23 protein-coding genes are annotated in these 21,419 nt (G+C 69.3%); 14 read left to right on the forward strand and 9 right to left on the reverse strand.

Features of this window, described 5'->3' with window-relative positions; genetic code table 11:
• Positions 1-135 precede the first annotated feature (135 nt).
• Positions 136-276, reverse strand: a complete 141-nt coding sequence (locus FPZ12_RS45850; RefSeq protein WP_166463040.1) for a hypothetical protein — start codon at positions 274-276, stop codon at positions 136-138.
• A 241-nt stretch (positions 277-517) separates the two neighbouring features.
• On the opposite strand from FPZ12_RS45850, the gene FPZ12_RS37820 reads away from it, so the two are divergent.
• Complete coding sequence (locus tag FPZ12_RS37820; RefSeq protein ID WP_144754022.1) at positions 518-763, forward strand: helix-turn-helix domain-containing protein; 246 nt, start codon at positions 518-520, stop codon at positions 761-763.
• A 138-nt stretch (positions 764-901) separates the two neighbouring features.
• Here FPZ12_RS37820 and FPZ12_RS37825 read toward each other — a convergent pair whose 3' ends face one another.
• From FPZ12_RS37825 to FPZ12_RS37845, 5 genes are all read right to left on the reverse strand, one after another.
• Positions 902-2,725, reverse strand: coding sequence for a phosphoenolpyruvate carboxykinase (GTP) (locus tag FPZ12_RS37825; RefSeq protein WP_144754019.1), 1,824 nt, complete (start codon positions 2,723-2,725; stop codon positions 902-904).
• 367 nt (positions 2,726-3,092) lie between these two features.
• Positions 3,093-3,743 carry a DUF6802 family protein gene (locus FPZ12_RS37830; RefSeq protein WP_341771253.1) on the reverse strand — a complete coding sequence of 217 codons (651 nt, stop codon included), beginning with the start codon at positions 3,741-3,743 and terminating at the stop codon, positions 3,093-3,095.
• 154 nt (positions 3,744-3,897) lie between these two features.
• Positions 3,898-5,733 (reverse strand): dynamin family protein, encoded by a 1,836-nt coding sequence (locus FPZ12_RS37835; protein WP_144754013.1) that lies wholly within the window; start codon positions 5,731-5,733, stop codon positions 3,898-3,900.
• Positions 5,730-6,182: a nucleotide exchange factor GrpE gene (gene grpE, locus FPZ12_RS37840; RefSeq protein WP_243770241.1), complete on the reverse strand. Its 453-nt coding sequence runs from the start codon at positions 6,180-6,182 to the stop codon at positions 5,730-5,732. The genes FPZ12_RS37835 and grpE overlap by 4 nt, the downstream gene beginning before the upstream one ends.
• On the reverse strand, positions 6,179-7,684 hold the full coding sequence (locus FPZ12_RS37845) for a dynamin family protein (RefSeq protein WP_166463042.1): 1,506 nt from the start codon (positions 7,682-7,684) through the stop codon (positions 6,179-6,181). Before FPZ12_RS37845 ends, grpE begins: the two co-directional genes overlap by 4 nt.
• Before the next feature lie 187 nt (positions 7,685-7,871).
• Between FPZ12_RS37845 and FPZ12_RS37850 the strand changes: the two genes are divergently transcribed.
• Genes FPZ12_RS37850 through FPZ12_RS37875 form a run of 6 tightly spaced genes read left to right on the forward strand, consistent with a single transcriptional unit; the run spans position 7,872 to position 11,122 of the window.
• Positions 7,872-9,020, forward strand: coding sequence for a sensor histidine kinase (locus FPZ12_RS37850; protein ID WP_144754030.1), 1,149 nt, complete (start codon positions 7,872-7,874; stop codon positions 9,018-9,020).
• A complete protein-coding gene (locus FPZ12_RS37855) occupies positions 9,017-9,673 on the forward strand; it encodes a response regulator (RefSeq protein WP_144754007.1) in 657 nt (218 codons plus the stop codon). The genes FPZ12_RS37850 and FPZ12_RS37855 overlap by 4 nt, the downstream gene beginning before the upstream one ends.
• 25 nt (positions 9,674-9,698) lie before the next feature.
• The gene (locus tag FPZ12_RS37860) at positions 9,699-9,971 is read left to right on the forward strand and encodes a type II toxin-antitoxin system prevent-host-death family antitoxin (RefSeq protein ID WP_166463041.1); all 273 of its coding nucleotides are present in this window, start codon (positions 9,699-9,701) and stop codon (positions 9,969-9,971) included.
• On the forward strand, positions 9,972-10,262 hold the full coding sequence (locus FPZ12_RS37865; RefSeq protein WP_144754000.1) for a type II toxin-antitoxin system RelE family toxin: 291 nt from the start codon (positions 9,972-9,974) through the stop codon (positions 10,260-10,262).
• 54 nt (positions 10,263-10,316) lie between these two features.
• Entirely contained in the window at positions 10,317-10,655 is a 339-nt protein-coding gene (locus FPZ12_RS37870; RefSeq protein WP_144753997.1) for an ArsR/SmtB family transcription factor, read from the forward strand.
• Positions 10,652-11,122, forward strand: coding sequence for an SRPBCC domain-containing protein (locus FPZ12_RS37875; RefSeq protein WP_144753994.1), 471 nt, complete (start codon positions 10,652-10,654; stop codon positions 11,120-11,122). Before FPZ12_RS37870 ends, FPZ12_RS37875 begins: the two co-directional genes overlap by 4 nt.
• Here the strand turns inward: FPZ12_RS37875 and FPZ12_RS37880 are convergent.
• A complete protein-coding gene (locus FPZ12_RS37880; RefSeq protein ID WP_144753991.1) occupies positions 11,113-12,018 on the reverse strand; it encodes an SDR family NAD(P)-dependent oxidoreductase in 906 nt (301 codons plus the stop codon). The two genes, FPZ12_RS37875 and FPZ12_RS37880, sit on opposite strands and share 10 nt — an antisense overlap.
• 215 nt (positions 12,019-12,233) lie before the next feature.
• Between FPZ12_RS37880 and FPZ12_RS37885 the strand changes: the two genes are divergently transcribed.
• The 5 genes from FPZ12_RS37885 (at position 12,234) to FPZ12_RS37905 (ending at position 16,000) form a co-directional block, all read left to right on the forward strand.
• Positions 12,234-13,175 carry an ABC transporter ATP-binding protein gene (locus FPZ12_RS37885; protein WP_144753989.1) on the forward strand — a complete coding sequence of 314 codons (942 nt, stop codon included), beginning with the start codon at positions 12,234-12,236 and terminating at the stop codon, positions 13,173-13,175.
• A 14-nt stretch (positions 13,176-13,189) separates the two neighbouring features.
• A complete protein-coding gene (locus FPZ12_RS37890) occupies positions 13,190-13,957 on the forward strand; it encodes an ABC transporter permease (RefSeq protein WP_144753986.1) in 768 nt (255 codons plus the stop codon).
• A 293-nt stretch (positions 13,958-14,250) separates the two neighbouring features.
• Positions 14,251-14,814, forward strand: a complete 564-nt coding sequence (locus FPZ12_RS37895; protein ID WP_424923685.1) for a hypothetical protein — start codon at positions 14,251-14,253, stop codon at positions 14,812-14,814.
• A 19-nt stretch (positions 14,815-14,833) separates the two neighbouring features.
• Positions 14,834-15,529 (forward strand): tRNA (guanosine(46)-N7)-methyltransferase TrmB, encoded by a 696-nt coding sequence (trmB, locus tag FPZ12_RS37900; RefSeq protein WP_144753980.1) that lies wholly within the window; start codon positions 14,834-14,836, stop codon positions 15,527-15,529.
• A gap of 33 nt (positions 15,530-15,562) precedes the next feature.
• Positions 15,563-16,000, forward strand: coding sequence for a MarR family winged helix-turn-helix transcriptional regulator (locus FPZ12_RS37905; RefSeq protein ID WP_243770242.1), 438 nt, complete (start codon positions 15,563-15,565; stop codon positions 15,998-16,000).
• A gap of 51 nt (positions 16,001-16,051) precedes the next feature.
• On the opposite strand, the gene FPZ12_RS37910 is transcribed toward FPZ12_RS37905, so the two are convergent.
• Together FPZ12_RS37910 and FPZ12_RS37915 are read right to left on the reverse strand one after the other, a co-directional pair.
• A complete protein-coding gene (locus FPZ12_RS37910; RefSeq protein WP_144753974.1) occupies positions 16,052-18,268 on the reverse strand; it encodes an FtsX-like permease family protein in 2,217 nt (738 codons plus the stop codon).
• The gene (locus tag FPZ12_RS37915; RefSeq protein ID WP_144753972.1) at positions 18,265-18,960 is read right to left on the reverse strand and encodes an ABC transporter ATP-binding protein; all 696 of its coding nucleotides are present in this window, start codon (positions 18,958-18,960) and stop codon (positions 18,265-18,267) included. Before FPZ12_RS37915 ends, FPZ12_RS37910 begins: the two co-directional genes overlap by 4 nt.
• Positions 18,961-19,069: 109 nt before the next feature.
• Here FPZ12_RS37915 and FPZ12_RS37920 point away from each other — a divergent pair, with 109 nt between their 5' ends.
• Positions 19,070-20,767 (forward strand): sensor histidine kinase, encoded by a 1,698-nt coding sequence (locus tag FPZ12_RS37920; protein WP_144753969.1) that lies wholly within the window; start codon positions 19,070-19,072, stop codon positions 20,765-20,767.
• Positions 20,764-21,417, forward strand: coding sequence for a response regulator (locus tag FPZ12_RS37925; RefSeq protein WP_144753966.1), 654 nt, complete (start codon positions 20,764-20,766; stop codon positions 21,415-21,417). Before FPZ12_RS37920 ends, FPZ12_RS37925 begins: the two co-directional genes overlap by 4 nt.
• The last annotated feature ends 2 nt before the right edge of the window (positions 21,418-21,419 follow it).

Below are 21,419 nucleotides of genomic sequence, written 5' to 3' on the forward strand. Positions count from 1 at the left end.
ACCCCCGGCGGACGCACGCCGCGCGGCAGCGTCCCCACCACTTCGGCGCTGTCCTCGCCAGTGACCACCTCAGAACCCCCGGCGGTGCAAGCGCACAGCCCACCGTAAGCGGCTCCGCCACTTACAAAACAGAACCTAGTCCCGGTTCTCCCCAGTGGCCCCGTCGAGCCTTGCCTCGGCGGGGTCCTTTCTTGCGCGGAACCGGCCACTCACCACGGCCAGCGCCAGGTACGCCAGCGCGAGGAGCAACATCGCCGCGCCTGCCAGCAACATCATCTCCCACCTCCCATCGCGCCTGTACCCACTGAGACGTGCCGATCATGGATTCCGTTGCGAGGCTTTTTCCACCGCGGTCCACAGCCTGTGCACAGAGTTGTCCACAGGCTGTGGAGAAGTTCGCCGGCACCGATCCGGACAAAAGTAGGCGGATACGGGCCGCAGCCGATCCGCTCGAAGCGATCTGTCTCCGCCGTGGCTGTGTTCGGATTGGTGGCGAACGGCGCCGTAGACTGTGGACATGGTGCGAGTGCCGCTGACCGATGCCGAACGTGCTCGCGGCGAGCGGCTCGGCGCCGTTCTCCGCGAAGCGCGGGGCGCCCGGAGCATGGTCGAGGTCGCGGCCGAGGCCGGGATTTCGGTGGAAACGTTGCGAAAGATCGAAACCGGGCGCATCCCCACGCCGGCTTTTTTCACGGTGGTCGCGCTGGCCGACGCGGTCGGCCTGCCGCTGGAAGCCTTGCGGGGCGCGGTACCCACGGGTTAGCTGATCGACGCGCAAACCGCGCGCTGCCAAGAAGTTCCGGCCTCTGCGCCCCTTCTCCGTCCATTCGCGACAGACGGCCCGAACGCGAAACAGCCGGCTTCCCGCGAGGGAAACCGGCTGTTCGCGGTGAGAAAGCGCTTACGCCAGGCGGGACTTCAGCGAGTCCAGCTCGTCGCGCAGGGTCGACGGGACCTTGTCACCGATCTTGTCGAACCACTCCTCGATGAGCGGGATCTCCTGGCGCCACTCCTCGGGCTTCACGTCGAGGGCGGCCTGGATGTCCTCGAGCGGCTCGGAAAGGCCCTCGGTGTCGAGGTCCTCGGCGCGGGGCACGAGGCCGACGGGGGTCTCGACCGCGCCGGCCTTGCCCTCGATCCGCTCGACGACCCACTTGAGCACGCGCGAGTTCTCGCCGAATCCCGGCCACAGGAAGCGCTTGTCGTCGCCGCGGCGGAACCAGTTGACGTAGAAGATCTTCGGCAGCTTGGTGCCGTCGGCGGACTTGCCGAGCTCGATCCAGTGCTTGAAGTAGTCACCGGCGTGGTAGCCGAGGAACGGCAGCATCGCCATCGGGTCGCGGCGGACCTCGCCGACCTTGCCCGCGGCGGCGGCCGTCTTCTCCGAAGACATGGTGGCGCCCATGAACACGCCGTGCTGCCAGTCGCGGGCCTCGTTCACCAGCGGCACCGTGGTGGCGCGGCGGCCACCGAACAGGATCGCCGAGATCGGCACGCCCTGCGGGTCGTCCCACTCCGGCGCGAGGATCGGGCACTGCGACATCGGGGTGCAGTAGCGCGAGTTCGGGTGCGCCGCCTTCTCCTCCGACTCCGGCGTCCAGTCCTGCTGCTTCCACGAGGTCAGGTGCTCGGGCTTGCCCTCCATGCCCTCCCACCAGACGTCACCGTCGTCGGTCAGGGCCACGTTCGTGAAGACCGTGTTGCCCTTCTCGATGGTGTGCATGGCGTTCGGGTTGGTGTGCCAGTCGGTGCCGGGCGCGACGCCGAAGAAGCCGAACTCCGGGTTGACCGCGTAGAGCCTGCCGTCCTTGCCGAACCGCATCCACGCGATGTCGTCACCGATGGTCTCGGCGCGCCAGCCGGGGATGGTCGGCTGCAGCATCGCCAGGTTGGTCTTGCCGCAGGCGCTGGGGAACGCGGCGGCGATGTAGTACGCCTTGTTCTCCGGCGAGATCAGCTTGAGGATCAGCATGTGCTCGGCCAGCCAGCCCTCGTCACGGGCCAGCACCGAGCCGATGCGCAGCGAGAAGCACTTCTTGCCCAGCAGCGAGTTACCGCCGTAGCCGGAGCCGTAGCTCCAGATCGTGCGGGTCTCCGGGAAGTGCGTGATGTACTTCGTGTCGTTGCACGGCCACGGGACATCCTTCTCGCCCGGCTGCAGCGGCTTGCCGACGGAGTGCAGCGCCGGCACGAAGGCGCGCTCGGTGCCGTCCTCGGTGATGAACTTGTCCAGCGCCGCCTTGCCCATCCGCGTCATGACCCGCATCGACGCGACCACGTAGGCGAAGTCGGTGATCTCGATGCCCAGCTTCGGGTCGTCGGAGCCGAGCGGTCCCATGCAGAACGGGATGACGTACATCGTCCGCCCGCTCATGCAGCCCCGGTAGAGCTCCGTCATGGTCGCGCGCATCTCGTCCGGGTGGGTCCAGTTGTTCGTGGGCCCGGCGTCCTCTTCCTTCTCCGAACAGATGAAGGTGCGCTCTTCGACGCGCGCCACGTCGCTGGGGTCCGAAGCCGCCCAGAAGGAGTTCGGCTTCGCCTTCAGCGGCACGAAGGTACCGGCTTCGACGAGTTCGGAATTGATCCGCGCGGCCTCTTCCTCGGAGCCGTCGCACCACACCACCCGGTCCGGAGTGGTCAGCTCGGCGACTTCCCGCACCCACGCAAGGACACCGCTGTGCGAGGTCGGCGCCTTGTCCAGTCCCGGGATGGCTACTGCAGTCATTCCTTCTCCTGACTATCGACGGGAGAAGCCCGCGACCGGACGTGGCTGTCCGGAAGCGGGCTCCATCGCCGGCTACCGAATGGCTTCGCGCACCGGCTGGCGACCGGTGTGCTGGAAATTGGGATTCCACGAGAGTAGCCGGGACTACCCGCTCCAACCGAGGCCCGAGCTGTCGGTTCTCTCACAAGAACGATCAGGGAATCGATTCAGATATCGCTGAACCGGCCTAGCGGAAAAAGGTTTCCGGTCCGGCCGTGATCTTCCCGATACCTGTACCCCGTTGGCCGGAAGTCAAAAACCGGCCGGCGCCGGGTTTTCCTGGCGCCAGCCGGTTGTCAGTGGAGTCCGATGTGGGTGTTTTGCGGCCTCAGTTCTGTGAGATCCACTGCCCGGTGGCGGAGTCGATCTTGGCGACCCCTTCGACGGTGTCGTGCCCGGCGCCGCCCCAGAGCTGGTCGCTGTCCGCCGGGACGGACGCGGTGACCCCGTTGGCGCCGTTGGCGCCGGTGGTCTCGGTCCACTCGCCGGGGCCGGTGTGCTCGTAGGTGGTCGACTCGCCTTCCGGCGTGATGATCGTCTGCACGTCGGCGCTGCCGTCGCCGTCGGTGTCGGTGAACATCCGGGTGTTGCCGTCGTCGTCGGTCACGACCGCGGTGTCCGCGGTGCCGTCGTGGTCGGAATCCACCGTGGCGGCGCCGAGATCCACCGTGCCGTCCGCCATGTCGGCGGTGATGTCGCCCTGGTGCCCGGCCTGACTGTCGGTGTCCGTGGAGTCCGTGCCGCCTTCGCTGTCGGCGACCCAGTCACCGGTGGCCTCGTCGAACTTGGCCATCTCGACGATGTTGCCGTCGGTGTCGGTGTGCAGGTACTCGTCCGCGTGCCCGTCGCCGTCGGTGTCGACGTATGCCGTGGTGGTGCCGTCCTCGTTGTCGAGGCGGACCGCGTCGTTGTCCCCGTCGTGGTTGAGGTCGAGGTTCTCCTCGGCGGTGTAGCTCTGACCTTCGACCGAGATCTCCATCTCGCCCTGGTGGCCAGTGTCCGTTGAGTCAGCGCCGCCAGTCTCGTCGATCCACACGGCCCGGTTCTCCCCACTCTCAAGGTCACTGTCGAGAACTTGGACTAACCGTATTCCGGTTCGGTTCCCACGCACAACCGACCGGCTGCCCGGCCGGTCAGCGCTGTTCGCGAACCGTCCGGATCCGGGAGAGCAGGCTCTCCGCGCGATCACGCGCGTCCCCGGCCTCCTTGACCCGTTTCGTCAGGTCAGCGAGCTTCCGGGCCCGCTCCTGCGCATCCATCTTGATCGCTTTGTCGACTTCTTTGAGCTCGGCCTCGATCGACTCGATCCGGCGGCCGAGCGCGTCGTCCAGCGCGAGCGAAAGCTGCTGTTCGGCTTCGATCAGCTGCTCGGCGACCAGCTGGTCCAACGTGGAACGGGCGTCCGCGATGGATTCGACGAGCCACTGCCGCATGTGCTGCTTGTCCGCCGCGTGCCGCCGGGTGCGGGCCATCCACCAGCCTGCGCCGAGGCCGATCACGATGGTCGCCGGGAGCACGACCGGGTTGAGCAGGGCGACACCGGCCAGCGGCAGCGCGGCTATCTTGCCCGCGCCCACCCCGCCGGAGACGCCCATGAACACCAGCAGCTTGTCCTCCGGCGTCGGCGGGCGCTTGTCCGGCGGGCGCAGCACCACCTGCGGCCCGCCCGCGCGCAGGAACTGGGCGCGGATCACGTCCAGCTCCTCCGGGGAGAACAGTTCGGACAGCGCGACGTCGGTGACCCTGTTCAGCCGCAACGCCATCGTCGCCGAAACCCGCTGGGAGATCATCTGCAGCGCGGCGTCCACCTGCTGCGGCATCGCGTGCAGCTGTTCGCGCTTCGCCGCGTCGATCTGCTGGCGGAAGTACGACTGCGCGTCCCGCATCTGGCGGCTCGACTCGTGCCCGAGGTCGACGCGGGCGCGCTGGATCTCGCCGCGGAGCTTCAGCTGCCAGCCGCGAGTGGAGGAGCGGCGCTCGGTGGCCAGCTGATCACGCCTGCCGCGCAGGGTTTCGGCCTCCGCTTCACCAGAGGACAACGCGCGCTGCTCGGCCTTGAGCGTCGAGTGGCGTTCGCCGAAAGCGCTCGACAACGCGCGCAACGTGTTCGCTTCGCCCAGCATCGCGGAGCGGCCGACCACCAGCTCCTGCAACCCGCCCTGCAACGCGATCACGCCGGACCGCTCACGCAACATCGCGGCCGCCTGCTCGTTCGGCGCGCCGCCAGCCATCTCGAACATCCGCGCAGAAACCGGGTGGAAGACCGCGTCGGCGAACCGGGGCGCGTACTCGGCCAGCAGCCTGCGGTCGTCCTCCAGCACCTGCCGCCAGCCGCGGAACTGGTCCGTTTTGGACAGTGCGAACAACACCGTCTCCACGCGATCGCCCATCCTGCCGAGGAAATCCAGCTCCCCGGCGGTGAACGGCGAGGACGCGTCGACGACGAAGAGCAGCGCGGTGGCGTTCGCGGCCGCCTCCATCGCCAGCTCGCCGTGCATCGAATCCAGCCCACCGACCCCCGGAGTGTCCACAAGGGACACTCGCTCCAGCAGCGGCACCGGACCGGTCACCTCGACGTAGCGGGGCGGGATCTGGCCTTCCGGGAACTCGTGCGCCGCCGACGTCCACCGGACCAGCTCACCGAGCGGGATGCCGACCGGCGCGAGCTGGCCCGGATAACAGGCCTGGGCCGCCCATTCCTCGGCGTGATCGAAGACGAGGTACGCCGACGTCGCGACGTCCGCGTCCACCGGCGACAGGCCCGGCATCGCGAGCAGGGCGTTCACCAAGGAGCTCTTGCCGCGGTTGGTCTCGCCGACCACCACGATCGACGGCTTCTTCGGCCGGGCGCGGCGGATGTCCTCGACCCATTTGGCCGCGGCGGGATCGTTCTCGCGCAGCAGCGTCAGCAGCGCCTCCCTGGCCTGCTTGACCTGGGTGGGCAACGACGAGATCGAGGCGGCTGTCATCGCTTCGTGTATACCGTGACGACCGGCGCGCGCAGGAGCCTTTCGTGATCGGCGAACCCGACCACCTCGGTCTCCGCGACCACCCCGTCCAACGCCGGATCGTCGGTGGCGACCGCGCCGCCTGCCTCGTGCAGCGACGGGTCGAACCGCTGGCCGTCAGGGCGCACCGCGGTGACGCCTATCCCGGCAAGGCCCTGTTCGATCCGCTCGACGACGCCGCCGCTGCGGGCCCGGTCCAGCGCGTAGAGACAGAGCTGAATGAGCGTCTGGCGATCCGCCAGCGCCCGCTCCAACACCGAGTTCACATCGGCGTTGGACGCACCGTCGGCGGCCGCGGTTCCGTCCGCTTCCTCGATGATCTTCGCCATGCTCTGCGCGGGGATCTGTCCGGTCGGGTCCTCCGAACCCGGACCAGGATCCCTCCGAAACCACGAAGGCACCGCCCTCACCTCCGGTTCTCGCGCAGTTGTTGCCAGATAAGGAAGTACGCGCGGTGGACCACGTGCGCCACCCGGCTCTGCGCCGGGGTCGCGCCGAACGACGCGAACGAGCGCCACCAGCCCGCCCGCTCCAGCGCGTGCGCCGCCAGCTCGGGCCGGGCGCTGCCGGGCATGCCGAGCTGGGCGTCGATGTCGGCGTTGCTGCCGACCCGCAGCACCTCCTCGGCCAGGTCCTCGGGCATGTCCACGGCGCCGGCGACGACGAGGGTGAGCGCTTCGAGCAGGCGCAGCTGGTGCGCCTCCGGCTTGGCGAGCAGCACCTCGATCGCGTCGTGCACGCGCTGGCGCTCCGCCGGATCACCCGACGCGTGCGCGAGCGCCGTGACCGAGGCCAGCGCGGCGGCCGCCTTGATCCCGTCCGCGCGGGCGGCGAACACGACGTCGAGCCGTGCCCGCACCGCGGCCAGCCCCGAGGCTTCCAGCAGCATCCGGCGCAGGGCGCCCGCGGTGATCTCCGGCTCCGCGCGGATCGCGTCGATCGCGCTGCGGATGCCGTACAGGTCGAGCTTCTCCAGCAGCCGCAGCCGGGTGCCTGCCGGGATCTCGCATTCCCAGCTGGTGAAGATGTCCGCCGCCAGCAACATGGTGTCCAGCGTCGCTTCGTCCAAAGTGGACAGCTGGCGGAGCGATTCGGCGTCGGCCGAGGTGAAGCCGCCGGATTCGGCGGACTCGGCGATCAGCCCGATCACCGGCAGCACGTCGGCGACCCTCGGCTTGAGCAGGGCTGCCTGCTTCTCGGCCAGGATCGTGGCCGCCTTCCACACGTCGGAATCCGCGCCCTGCACCGATTCCGGGGCGATGGTGTCGGCCTTGTTGAGCACCGCGATCGCGTTCACCGGGCCCGCTTCACGGCTCGCCGTGGCGGCGGTGAACGCGGCCAGCGCCTGCTGGTCGTCCGCGCGCACGCCCTGCGTGACGACGTAAAGCACGGCCTCGGCGCCCGCGACGGCGTTGCGCGAGGTGTCGTCCAGGTCGTCGGAGCCCTCGTCCTGACTGGCCGCGCCGAGCAGCTCCTCGGTGCGGGAAACCGAAGCGGCGTCGAGGGAACCGAGGCCGGGGGTGTCGATCACCGTCATGCCCTGCAGCACCGCGTTCGTCAGGTACGCCTCGATGTGCGAGACCTCGGAGATGTCCACGCCCAGCTCCGCCGGGATCATCCCGTCCGGCGCGAAGGGCAGTACTTCCTTGCGGCCACTGGTGAACACGACCTCGATCCGGTCCACCGTGCCGTACTGGAAGCGGGTGACCAGCCGGGTGCACTCGCCGACGTCGGTCGGCGCGACCCGGCGCCCGATCAGCGCGTTGACCAGAGTCGACTTGCCGGACTTGATCCGGCCCGCCACCGCGACCTGCAGCGGGGCGCTCAGCCGGCGCGTGACCTCGGCGAACCCGGCGGCGGTGCGGGCGGAAACCTGCGGCTGCAGCCGTCGGCAGAGATTGGCCACGGACATGGACAAGGGACCGGCCAGACGGCCCGGATCCGTCACGTCGCCCCCTCCCGTTGCGTGCGGTCGAATCCTGCCACGAGTACACCCGCGGTCCTAGAGAAGGTGGTACCGCCGGATGACGCGGAACACGGGGCGGCCGACCTAGATTGATCAGGTGCGGCGACTGAGTATGTGGATGCGGGCGCATCCGATGGCCGGCGACAGCCTGGTCGCGCTGTTGCTGCTGTTGTGCGACCTGACGCTGTTCGTGCTCGACGCCTCGACGCCGCACCCCGGCATGAAGTGGCCGCTGGCCATCCCGCTCGACGTGGCGATCGCCGTGCCGATCGCCTTCCGGCGGAAGTACCCGCTGGTCTCGGCGTACGCGGTGCTCGCGGTCGGGGTCGCGCACAGTTCGCTGCAGCTGGGGATAAGCAGCCTCGCCGCCGCGGCGATAGCGCTGTACACGCTGATCGTCTACGTCGGGCGGAAGCAGGGGCTGTACTACCTGCTGGCGCAGCTCGCGGTGATGGCGATCCAGTTCGTGCTGGACTGGGGCGACAACCAGTGGGGGTCCCTGCTCGCGGCGGGGATGACGTTCGCGTTCACCTGGCTGCTCGGCGAGTTCGTCGGCGCGCGGCGGGCGTACCACAACGAGGTCGAGGCGCGGCTGCATCTGCTGGAGACGGAGCGGGACCAGGCGAGCCGGATCGCGGTGGCCGAGGAACGGAGCCGGATCGCGCGCGAACTGCACGACGTGGTCGCGCACGCGGTGAGCGTGATCGTGGTGCAGGCCGACGGGGCGTCGTACGCGGTGCGCTCGAACCCGGAGCTGGCCGAGCGTGCGGTGCAGACCATCTCCCGCACGGGCCGCGAGGCGCTGACCGAACTGCGGCGGCTGCTGGCCGTGCTGCGTGAAGACGACGCGGACGGGCAGCCGCGCATCCCGCAGCCCGACGCCGACTCGCTCGTCGAGCTGGCCGAACGGGTGGAACAGGCGGGGGTGCGCGTGCGGCTGGAGGTCGACGGCACACTGACCGGGTTGCCGGCCGGGGTGTCGCTCGGGCTGTACCGGATAGTGCAGGAGTCGCTGACCAACACGCTCAAGCACGCCGGGCCGGGGGCGCGGGCCGAAGTGCGGATCCGGCGCGAAGGCGATCTCATCGAGGTCGACGTGGTCGACGACGGCGCGGGCCGGGCACGCGCGCTGGTCGTCGTGGAACAGACTCTGCCGGGAGGCAATGGGGTGATCGGGATGCGCGAGCGGGCGAACGTCTACGGCGGTTCGCTCGCGGTCGGGCCGGAGCCGGGCGGCGGGTGGCGGGTGCACGCCGAGCTGCCGGTGGAGGTCGAGCTGTGATCCGCGTGCTGGTGGTGGACGACCAGGAGCTGATGCGGGCCGGGTTCCGGATGGTGCTCGGCGCGCACGAGGACATCGAGCTGACCGGCGAGGCGAGCAACGGGGCCGAAGCCGTGCGGCTGGCCGGGGAGCTGCGGCCGGACGTGGTGCTGATGGACGTCCGGATGCCGGTGCTGGACGGGGTCGAGGCGACGAAGCAGATCGTGGACGCCGGCACGTCGCGGGTGCTCGTGATGACCACCTTCGACCTCGACGAGTACGTGTACGCGGCGTTGCAGGGCGGGGCGAGCGGCTTCCTGCTGAAGGACACGCCGCCCGCGCACCTCGTCTCGGCGCTGCATGCGGTGGCCAGCGGTGACGCCGTCGTGTCGCCGTCGGTCACGCGGCGCCTGCTGGACAGGTTCATCGGCAACGGCACCGGCCCGCTGCGCGACGAGTCGGCGCTGGACGTGCTCACCGATCGCGAGCGCGAGGTGCTGGTGCTGATCGCGAAAGGCCTGTCGAACGTCGAGATCGCCGGCACGCTGTTCCTGTCCGAGGCGACGGTGAAGACACACGTCGGCCGCATCCTGGCGAAGCTCGAACTGCGGGACAGGGTGCAGGCCGTGGTGCTCTCCTACGAGACCGGACTGATCCGGCCGGGGCAGGCATGAGCGAAACGACATGTACAATTTGTACATGTCATCAGAGATGAGCGTCTCGGCCGCGCGTGAGTCTTTGGGGCCGGTGACGAGCCGGGTCGAGTTCGGCGGCGAAACCGTCTACCTAACCAAGCACGGTCGACGTGCGGCCGCGGTCGTTCCCGCCGCCGCCGCGGAACTACTCGAGGAACTCGAGGACGCCTTCGACATCGAAGCGACACGGGCCGCTCTCGATGCAGTCGCTTCCGGTGACGACGCTCCCGAGCCTTTCGTGCGCCGCACCAAGGCACGTGACGCGCGGGATTCCTGAGTGACCTACTCGGTCAAGGTCCTCCGCCCGGCACGGAAGGTCCTCGAGAAGCTGGCACGAGCACAGCCCAAACACGCCGAGGCGATCGAAGACGCCATCGAAGACCTCGCAGAAGAACCCCGCCCGCGCTGCGGAAAACCGTTGACCGGCGTTCCGGGCGTCTGGCGGATACGCGTCGGCGGCTACCGGGTCTGCTACACGATCAACGACGGTGAACTCCTGGTCCTGGTCGTCACGATCTCGACGCGGGACGACGTTTACCAGATGCTGCGTCGCTATCTCGGCCAGTAGCCACCCAACACTTAGCTCTTGCGCTAACTGTTCCCGCTCGCGATACTTAGCCGTGTGGCACAGTATTCGGCTCAGTTGGATGGGGTGTTCATCGCGCTCGCGGATCCGACCCGGCGCGCGGTGGTGCGGCGGCTCGGCCACGGGCCGACCAGCGTCGGCGACCTCGCCCGCGAGTTCCCGATGACGCTCCCTTCCTTCATGAAGCACGTGCGGACGCTCGAATCGAACGGACTCATCCGCACGGTCAAATCCGGCCGGGTGCGCACCTGCGAGCTCAACCGCGAGCGGCTCGCGTTGCTCGATGACTGGCTCGCCGAGCAGCGCCGCGTCTGGTCCGAGCGCACCGACCGGCTCGAACAGTTCGTCACCGATGCCAAGGAGAACCCGCGATGAACCCCGAACTCGACCTCAGCCTGGAACGCGTCATCCGAGCCCCGCGCGCGACCGTGTGGAGCGCCTGGGCGGACCCTGCCCGGCTCGCGCAATGGTGGATTCCGGCCCCGCTCCGGTGCCGGGTGGAAAGCCTGGAACTACGACCCGGCGGCGCCTTCGTCACGCGGATGAGCGAGGACGGCGCGGAATTCGTCCCGCATCTGGACGCCTGCTTCCTCGCCGTTGACGAGCTCGAGCGGATCGTGTTCACCAACGCCATCGACAGCAGCTGGCGCCCGGCGAGCCCCGCCCCGGTCGCGATGACCGCCACGATCACCCTGCTCGACCACCCCGACGGCACCGAATACCGGGCTCTCGTGCGGCACGGAGACCCGGAAGCCCGTGCGCTGCACGACAAACTCGGCTTCTCCGATGGCTGGGGCACCGTGGCCGGGCAGCTGGCGGCGCTCGTCGAACCTCAGCGATAAGGCGCCGGGTCGGTGGTGGCCGGGTCCAGCCCTTTCTCCCTGACCTCCGTCATCCACCGGCCCCAGTCCGGGCACGTGCCGTCCGAGTCGGCGAAACCGTACGTGCGCATCAGGGTCCACGAGCCCAGCACCCGGCCCGCGAACCGGGAAACGTCCGGATCCGTCGCGAGCGCGGCCACGCCACGCCCCAGATACGAAGGCGTCTCGGAAATGGCGAAATCGGGTGGGGCGATCCCGCCCACCGCGTCCCGCCAATTCTTTTCGGTCACCCCATAGATGTCGAGCATCTTTTCCGAGCGGAGAAATCCCGGGGTGACGGTCAGCCCGGTGCACCCCGATTTCGCCAGTTCCACCCCGAGCCCACGCCCGATCGCGCGCACCGCGCTCTTCGCCACGTGGTACCCGATCGTGGGGCCGACGTAGTCGTCGTTGTCCCCGTCGGTCACCTCGATGACGACACCGCCGGGCCGGGCGGCCACCAACGGCAGCAACCGGTGCAGCGCGATCAGGTGCGTGTCCACTGCGTTGTGCACCATCGCGAGCGCTTTCTCCAGGCTCGACTCCCAGTACGGCTTTCCCCATTCGATGAAGTCGTCCCCGCCCCAGACGTCGTCCACCAGCACGTCGACGCGGTCGAGCCCGCTCCGCAAAGCGTCCACTTCGGACACCGAGGTGAAGTCGCAGCGCACCGGGACACCGGTGCCGCCCGCCGCGTCGACCAGCTCCGCCGTCTCCTCGATGGTTTCCGGCCTCCCCATCGGTGACGCGGACTCGCGCGTGGTGCGACCGGTGACGTACACCGTGGCGCCGAGGCGGCCGAGCTCGACCGCGATGGCCCGGCCACATCCCCTGGTCGCGCCGGTGACCACCGCGATTTTCCCCTGTAGATCAGCCATGCCGCGGACGCTACCCGGATACCCCGACAATTCCGGCGGGGGAAAACCTCAGGGGCGATTCAGGGTCATCACCGATCGCGCTCGGCGACCGCCGCACGGGAAGCTACTACCGCAGTCGGGTAGCAAGTTCGGCCCACAGGATGACGCGCCGAGGATGCTCGATCGGAAATGATGAGGCACAGGGGTTAGCAGAAGGCCTGAACAGGGGAGCAGTCATGATCGAGGCAACGAGCCTCACCAAGCGATACGGCAAGACGCTGGCCGTGAACAACCTGTCCTTCAGCGTCGAACCCGGTCAGGTGACCGGTTTTCTCGGCCCGAACGGGGCCGGGAAATCCACCACGATGCGGATGATCCTCGGCCTGGACAACCCGACCTCGGGCCAGGTCCGGATCGGCGGCAAGCGCTACCACGACCTGAAGAACCCGCTCCGCACGGTCGGCGCGCTGCTCGACGCGAAGTGGGTGCACCCGAACCGCTCCGCCCGCGCGCACCTGCGCTGGATGGCGAGGTCCAACCAGATCCCGGCGCGCCGCGTGGACGAGGTACTCGACACGGTCGGCCTGACGAGCGTCGCGAACAAGCGCGCGGGCGGTTTCTCGCTCGGCATGTCGCAGCGCCTCGGCATCGCGGCCGCCCTGCTGGGCGACCCGGAGGTGCTCCTGTTCGACGAGCCGGTGAACGGGCTCGACCCGGAGGGCATTCTCTGGATCCGCAAGTTCATGCAGCGCCTCGCCGAAGAAGGCCGCACGGTTTTCGTCTCCAGCCACCTGCTTTCGGAAATGGCGCTGACGGCCAGCAACCTCGTGGTGATCGGCAAGGGGCAGCTGATTTCGCAGAGCAGCACCAAGGATTTCGTCGCCAGGGCCGCGGAGAACACGGTCAAGGTGCGCAGCCCGCAGCTGGACGTCCTGCGCGCCGCGCTGCGGGAGGCGAGCGCCACGGTCACCGACTCCGACGGCGGCATCCTCGTGTCCGGAATGGACAGTGACAAGATCGGCGAGCTGGCCGCCGAAAAGGGCGTCGTCCTGCACGAGCTGAGCCCGCAGACGGGTTCGCTGGAGCAGGCCTTCATGCAGATCACCGGCGACTCGGTCGAGTACCACACCGGCCTGGAAGCCGAGGCACAAAAAGTGCTCGAGGCGAGCGCGAACTAGGGGAGACGGAAAAAATGACTCTGCTCGCGGTAGAACGCATAAAGCTGTTCACCACCCGCTCACCGTGGTGGTGCGCCCTCGTCGCGCTCGTGCTGACCATCGGCTTCGCGGCGCTGATCGTCGGGAACTCCAACGAAATCGCGCCGGCCACGGTGGCCTCCACGCAGTTCGGCTACAGCTTCGGCATGGCCGTGATCATGGTGCTGGCCGCGTTGTCGGTCACCACCGAGTACCGCTTCGGCACCATGCGCACCACGTTCCAGGCGATCCCGCACCGCGGCTCCGCGCTGATCGCGAAGACCACCGTCGTGGCGCTGCTGTCGCTGGTGATCGGAGAGATCTCCGCCTTCGGCTCACTCGGCGTCGGCATGCTGCTCAAGCCGAACGCCGACCTGGCGCTCAACAGCGGCGCGGACTGGATCAACGTGGCGGGCGTCGGCGTGATCTACGCGCTGGCCGCGGTGATCGCGGTGTCGGTCGGCATCCTGCTCCGGCACAGCGCCGGCGCGATCGCGCTGCTGATGATCTATTCGCTCGCGGTGGAGAGCCTGATCCAGCTGATCCCGACGATCGGCGAAAAGATCTACAAGTGGATGCCGTTCAACGTGGCGGACAAGTTCCTCACCGGGAACGGCGCGTCGAACGCGGGCCGCGCCACCGGTGACGGCGCGCCGATGTCCACGGCGGTTCTCGGCCAGGGCTGGGCACTGCTCTACTTCGCCGCCTTCGCGGTCGTACTGCTGGCCATCGCGGTCACCGTCGCGAAGCGCCGGGACGCGTAAAGACCACCACAGGGGAAATCCGGACTGAGCGCGGAATCGGGGCCGCGCTGGACCGGGCAGGGGAGATGAGGCCCGGGCCACCGATCGGGGGGTGGCCCGGGCCTCATCCTTTCGTGGTTTCGCGCGCACCAAGAATTCGGTCCGATCGGTAAACCTCCGGTTCCCGTTAGCCGCTCCGAGTTAATAGCACGTAAAGACCCTGTGGTTGCCCTCACAGGGGGCAGACATCCGGCCGTTGACCACGGAATATGGAATTACCACGTCAGGAAACTCCACGGAGGTGACCCTTGACGGTGGAAACCGGCCGAGAAATCGTGCCCCCCGCTTCGCGCATCGCAGCGCACCAACCCTTACTCGAACCGCTGGACGGGCTCGAGTGGTCACAGGCCATCGAGCTGCCTCGTGACGCCAGCCTGGCGACCAAGCCCGCCGAGATTCGCCGCGCGTGGATCCATCGCGCGCCGGAGGCCGAGGTGCTGAGCCTGTTCCGCGGGGTGACGGCGAACGGTGAGCCGGTTCCCTCGCCGTGGTGGCTGCGGGCGCTGTCCGAAGGCAGACTGGATTCGCGCGAATCCGGTTTCCGCGTGGAGGACCGGATCGCGCAGCTGCTGTCCCGGCGTCCCGGCTGGGAGTACGTGCCGTGGGCCGCCGACGGCGAGTCGGGGTACTGGGAGTTCATGCCGTCCGAACGCGGCCATTCCGGGCACAGCATCCCGACCACGATCCTCAACACCAGCAGACACGACGGCTGGATCGACGTGCTGCCCGCGCACAGCTCCCGCACCCCCGAGCCGATCGCCGTCGCCGGGCTCGCCGGCCTGCGCGCGAGGCTGGGGGAGTTCGAGGCGGTGCGCTGAAGCCAGCTAGTTTGAGCTGGTGGAAAGCGAGCATCAACCACGGCTGCGCAGTGTCGTCAGCTACGTCCAGCGCGGCGGCCGGATGACGGTCGGCCAGCAGCGCGCCTGGGAACACCACTGGCATCATCTCGGTCGCAAGGTCTCCGAACTGCACTCGGGGCCCGTCGACTTCGCCGAGTGGTTCGGCCGTTCGGCGCCCGTGTTGCTGGAAATCGGTTCCGGGATGGGGGAAACCACCGCGCAGCTCGCGGCGGCGGAGCCGGAGGTCAACTACGTCGCCGTCGAGGTGTACGAGGCCGGGCTCGGCCAGTTGATGCTGCGCGCGGAGAAGCTCGCATTGGAGAACCTCCGGCTGCTGCACGGCGACGCCGTGATCCTGCTGAGAGAGCACATCGCGCCCGGGTCACTGTCGGGCGTGCGGGTGTTCTTCCCTGACCCGTGGCCGAAGAAGCGCCACCACAAGCGCCGGCTGATCCAGCCGGAGTTCGTCAACCTCGTCGCGTCCCGGCTGGCGCCGGGCGGGATGCTGCACATGGCCACCGACTGGGCGAACTACGCCGAGCAGATGCTCGAGGTCTGCTCGGCGGAACCGTTGCTGCGCAACAGGTTTCCGGACTGGGCGCCGCGGCCGGGCTGGCGCCCGGTGACCAAGTTCGAGCGGCGCGCCGACGAGGAGGGCCGGGTCAGCCACGACCTGATCTTCGAGCGAGTGTGACTCAGGTAACACCGCCCCTGTAAGGTGGCGCCGGTGAGCGGTTCCCTGCCTGAAGCCCGCACCGCGTACCTGCTCAAGCAGCTCGAACTCGCGTTGCGGGCGAGGCTCGACGCGGCGGTGCGCCCGCACGGGCTGACAGTCGTGCAGTACACGGCGCTCACCGAACTGTCGCGTGATCCGGGGATTTCCGCCGCGGAGCTGGCGCGCCGCTCGTTCGTCAGCGCGCAGACGATGCAGGAGCTGATCGCCCGGCTGGAACAGCAGGGCCTCGTGCAGCGGGTGCCTGCCGAACACAACAAGCGGGTACTGGAAACCACGCTCACCGAACGCGGTGAGCGGACGCTGCACGCGTCGGACCACGAGGTGGACGAGATCGAGCAGGACATGCTCTCGGATTTCGACACCGAAGCGGTCGAAGCGCTCCGGCAGGCCCTGCGGTCCTGCACGAAGCGCGTCCGGAAAGGTGCTTAGCGAGCCGGGGCGCCGTCCCTCCCCCTGACGAAGGACGGCGCCCCGGTCCGGTTATTCGTCGGCCAGCGGTTCCGCCTGCACCCGCTTGAGCGCGGGTGTGCAGACCGACGCGGCGAGCACGGCCACCCCGAGGCCGAGCACCACCGGCGCCAGCAGCCAAGGCGTCAGCACCGCGGACACGTCCTTGCCGCGCTCCACCATGGAGAACAATCCGAGCCCGGCTCCCATACCGATCGCGCCTGCCCCGATCGTCGCGGCGAGTGCGGGCAACGCGGCTTCCGCCCGCAGCGCCTTCGAAAGCACCCGCACCGGGGTGCCCGCCGCCATCAGCGCCCCGAACGTGCGGCGGCGGTCCATCACCGAGCCGGCGGTGGCGATCGCGGCGCTGCAGCCGGCGAGCACCGCCGCCGCGACCACGCCGATGATCGTGACCCGGCGCAGGTCGGCGAGCTCGGTCTGCTGCGAGACGAGGTACTCGTCCCGGCTGTAGATGCTGTCCCCGCCCGCGGCGAGCGCGGTGCGGACGACCTCCGGGTCGGCGCCGTCGGTCGGGACCGCGATATCGACGCTCTCCGACTGCACCCCGGCCGGCAGCGCGCCCGGGTCGATGATCGCCTCGACGCTCGCGTCGGAGTCGTTGGGCGTCAGGGTCCCCGTCGGCGTGCCCGCGGGCAACGGGACCCCGGCCGAGGAGCCGTAGCCGTCGCTCACCGTGTACCCGTCGAGGTCGAACTCACCGTAGACGGCCGGTTTGTCCTTGCAGGACACCGAAATCCGCAACAACCGCTCGGCCTTCGCGCAGTCCACCACGAGCGCGCTCACCTTCGAACCGTTCACCGAGCTGAGCATCACTTGGCCGACCTCGGTCGCCTGGGTGTGCTGGCCCGTCTTCGCCAGCTGCGCGTCGATCCGGTCCACCGTCGCGCCGGCGCGTTCCGGCGTGCTCGTCACCGACAGCACCGAATCGCGGTACGTGCCGCCACCACCGGCCGTGCTCTCGAAACTCGGCATCAGCGTCAGCGCCATCGAGCCGACGAACACCGCGAGCACGACACCGGCGGATGCCCGGTAGGCGCCACGCGGATCGTCCAGCAGCCGCCGTCCGGCGAGCAGGCCCGAGGGTTTGCGCCAGCCACCGACGAAGAACCGGCCGACCGCGAAGGTCACCCACGGCCCGACCACGATCGCCGACGCGACCAGCAGGAACAAAGCCAGCAGTACGAATCCCGCGCTGGCGTGCTCACTGGAGACCGCCACGAAGAACACCCCGGCGGTGATCGGCAGCGCCAGCAATCGCCACGCCTTCAACGGTTTCGGCGAGTGACCCGACACCGCGCCGACCGGGTTGCGCACGACGCGGCGCAGACCGAGCACCGCGGCCAGCAGGACGAGCACCGGCATCGCCACGACCAGCGCGACGGTGACCCCCACCGGCATCGCGAAGTCGCTGTACAGCCAGGTTCCGCCGTCCCAGGGCACATTCGTGCACAACGCGGCCAACAACGGTTTCACCGCCAGCCCGAGCAGCGCGCCGGCGACCGCGGCGACCCCCGTTTCCGCGGCCACGATCCCGGTCACCTGCCCCGGGGTCGCACCGGCCAGCCGCAACGCGGCGAGCCTGCGTTCCCGGCGGGCCGCCGTCAGCCGCGACGAGGAGGCGACGAGCACGAGGCTCGGCACCAGCAGCACCACCACGCCGACCCCGGCCAGGATGCCGAGGAACGGATCGGCTTCGGCGTCGTTGGCTGGCGTGAACCCGGACGTCTCGTCGGCGTCGTAAGGCATGTCCTCCGGCGTGTGGCCGACCACCGCGACGAGCTGGTCCGGGTACTTCAGCGCATCCTCGGACAGGGTGCCGACGACCTTGCCCTGGAACCGGTCCGCCAGCCGGTCGGCCGGCAGCGCGTGCATGCGCTCGAACAGCGACGGCGAAACGAGCACCTCGCCGGGCGCGGGGAACTTCGGCATCCCCTTCGGCAGCGCGATCGTCGAAGCGTCCACTGTGGACGCCAGATCGAGCCTGGTGATCTCGGTGCCGCCGGTGAAGTCGTCGCTCACGCTGCGCAGCATCGTCGTCGTCTCCCCGTGGGACGGCGACCTTTCCTGCCAGATCGAGCGTTCGGCGCGTGCCTGCGTCGCGTACGGGAGGCTGATCAGCAGCAGCACCAGTCCCGTCGCCACCGCCACGCCGAGCGCGGTCAGGATCGTCGAGGTTCGGGTCCGGCTGTCGACGCGCAGCACCCGGAACGCCAGCTGGACCGGGTTCACGGCACGGCCACCTTCGTCGCGATCTTGCCGTCGCGGATGACGATGGTGCGCGGCAGCGAGTCCGCCAGTTCCCGGTCGTGCGTCACGATCAGCACCGACGCCCCCGCGTCGGCGGCCGCGACCAGCAGCGCATCCATGGTTTCCTTGCCGGTGCGGGTGTCCAGCGCGCCGGTCGGCTCGTCGGCGAAGATCACCTTCGGCCGGTGGGTGAGCGCACGCGCGATAGCGACCCGCTGCGCCTGCCCGCCGGAGAGCTCACCGGGACGGTTGCCCTCCTTGCCGTGCAGGCCGAGGCGGGTGAGCCACTCGCGGGCGGCGGCCAGCGCCTGTTTGCGCCCGGCGCCGCCGAGCAGCATCGGCAGCGCCACGTTCTCCTCCGCGGTCAGCTCCGCGACCAGCATCCCCTGCTGGAACACGAACCCGAACTCGGTGCGGCGCAGCTCGCTGCGCTTCTTCTCGGAGAACTGGTCGATTCGTTGTCCCGCAAGGTGAATCTCGCCTTCGTCGGCGCGCAGGATGCCGGCGAGCACATGCAGCAGCGAGGTTTTCCCCGAGCCGGACGGGCCGACGATGGCGACGGCCTCTCCTGGCTGGATGTCGATGTCCACGCCGGCCAGCGCGTACTGCGTGCCGTACCGCTTCACCAGCCCCCGGCCGGACAGCAGTGCCCGGTTGTTCCACTGTGGATTCATGCACAGCAGGTTCACAGCCGGCGCGCCCCGCCCGGATCGGCCGATCGGCCGATCCGGGGTGGCCGGGCGGCCAAGGTGCGAGTGACCCCGGATCCTCTACCGTCACGGTGTGCCGTTCTCCGACCGTTTACGCCAGGCCTGGCGATGGCTGGGTCTCGAAGGCGTCGTGCTGCTCGCGGCACTGGCGGTCGACGTGCTCATCGTCTTCTCCGCGGCCTTCGACTACTTCGGCCCGCGTGGCCGGGATCTGTTGCTGCTGCCGGGAATCCTCGCGATGGCCGGCTGCGCGCTGTGGGCGCGGAAGCATCCGGCGCGTGCGCTGTTCGCCGGTGCCGCGGTGCTGGTGGCCTCCACCGCGCTGATCCGCTACACCGACGCCAGCGCGTATTCGACCCTGCTCACCGATCTGTCGTTGACCGAGACGGTGGCCGGGGTCGAGCTGGTCTACCTGAGCGTGCGGCGGCTGCGGCCGATGATCGCGTTCGCCGGGGTGAGCACGCTCGTGATCGCGGCGCTCATCGCCGCCACCAACCGGTCGCACCACTCGCTGAGCTCCACCACCATGTCCGAAACGCTGGTGCTCGGGCTGGTTCTGCTGGTCGGCGCCGTCGCCGCGGGGGCGTGGCAGCGGCGCACGAACAAACCACCGCGGACCGGGCCGGTCGCGGAGCTGCTGCGCGCGCAGTGGCCGTTGATCGGCGGGCTCTGCCTGCCGCTGTTCCTCGAACTGTACGGCGCGCTGGATCACGGCATCCGCGCGTTCCCGTTGCTGATCTGTTCCACGGCCGCCGCGATACTGGCGGTGCTGTCCACGCGGATCCCGCTGCTGGCCGGTTCGCTGATCTCGGTGGTGTTCCTGGTGTCCGGCGGCGCCACGCTGATCGCGCCGCGCGGGTACGACTTCTCGTTCGGGACGGTCCCGCTGACCCAGATCGCGGCCGGCATGGTCGTGGTCGTCTTCCTCATCCGGCAGGTGCAGGCGGCACAGGCCTGGCTCGTGATCGGGCTGATGTCGGTCACCGTCGGCATCACCACGGTCGCCGCGCACACCCGCGCCGGTGCCCCGGATCTGGGCTCGCTGTTCATCGGCGGGTTGCTGACGCTCGGCATTTCGGTGGCGGTCGGGCTGTTCTTCCGCGCCCGCGACTCCGAACGGACCCAGGCCGTGGAATCGGCCGTCAACCAGGCGCAGACCTCGGAGCGGATGGCGCTGGCACGCGAGCTGCACGACGTCGTGGCGCACCACGTCACGGGAATCGTGGTGCAGGCGCAGGCGGCGAAGATGATGGGCGAGAAGAATCCGGCGGTGGCGCTGGAAGCGCTGGGCCGGATCGAGGAAGCCGGCACCGAAGCGCTCGTCGCGATGCGGCGGCTGGTGCGGAGTATGCGCAGCAGCGCGGACAACACCGAGCACGCCACCACGGATCTCGACGCCGACCTCCGGCAGCTGGCCGGGTCCGCGGTCGGCGCGCCGGTGGTGCTGGACCTGTCGGTCACCCCGGACATCCCGCAGGAGGTCGCGCGCTCGGCGTTGCGGCTGGTGCAGGAATCGCTGACGAACGTCGGCAAGCACGCGCCCGCCGCGACCAGGATCGACGTGCTGGCCGAAGTGGCCGACGGGGAGCTGCACGTGCGGGTGGGCAACGACGGGCACGACCCGGCCGCGCGGCCTGCCGGGGGTTCCGGCGGCTACGGACTGGTCGGGATGCGTGAACGCGTCGAACTGCTGCATGGCAGGCTCTTCGCGGGGCCTGTCGACGACGGCTGGCTCGTCGAAGCTTGGTTACCACTGGAGGAATCTGAATGATCCGCGTGCTCATCGCCGACGACCAGAGCATGGTGCGCACCGGATTCCGGATGATCCTCGACGCGCAGGAGGACATCGAGGTGGTCGCCGACGTGCCGGACGGCGTCGCCGCGGTGACGAAGGCCCGCGAGCTGCGCCCGGACGTGTGCCTGCTGGACATCCGCATGCCGGGCCTCGACGGGCTCGAGGTCACGAGGCAGCTGGCCGGGCCGGACGTCGCGGATCCGCTGAAGGTGGTCGTGGTGACGACGTTCGACCTCGACGAGTACGTGCACACGGCGTTGCGCAACGGCGCCAGCGGTTTCCTGCTCAAGGACGCGGGCCCGGCGCTGCTGGTCGAGGCGGTGCGGGCCGCGGAACGGGGTGACGCGCTGGTCTCGCCGCAGATCACCGTCCGGCTGCTCAAGCATTTCGACGGCGGCTCGGCGAAACGCGAGGTCGAGCAGCCGAAGGACCCGCTGACCGCACGCGAGCTGGACGTGGTGCGTGCCGCCGCGCGCGGCCTGACGAACACCGAGATCGGCAAGGAGCTGTTCCTGTCGCTGTCCACGGTGAAGACGCACCTGGCGTCCGTGCAGGGCAAGGTCGGGGCGCGCAACCGGGTCGAGATCGCGGCCTGGGCCTGGCGCTCCGGCTTGATGGACAGCTAGCC

The sequence above is a fragment of the Amycolatopsis acidicola genome (genome assembly GCF_007713735.2).
GTDB classification, from domain to species: domain Bacteria; phylum Actinomycetota; class Actinomycetes; order Mycobacteriales; family Pseudonocardiaceae; genus Amycolatopsis_E; species Amycolatopsis_E acidicola.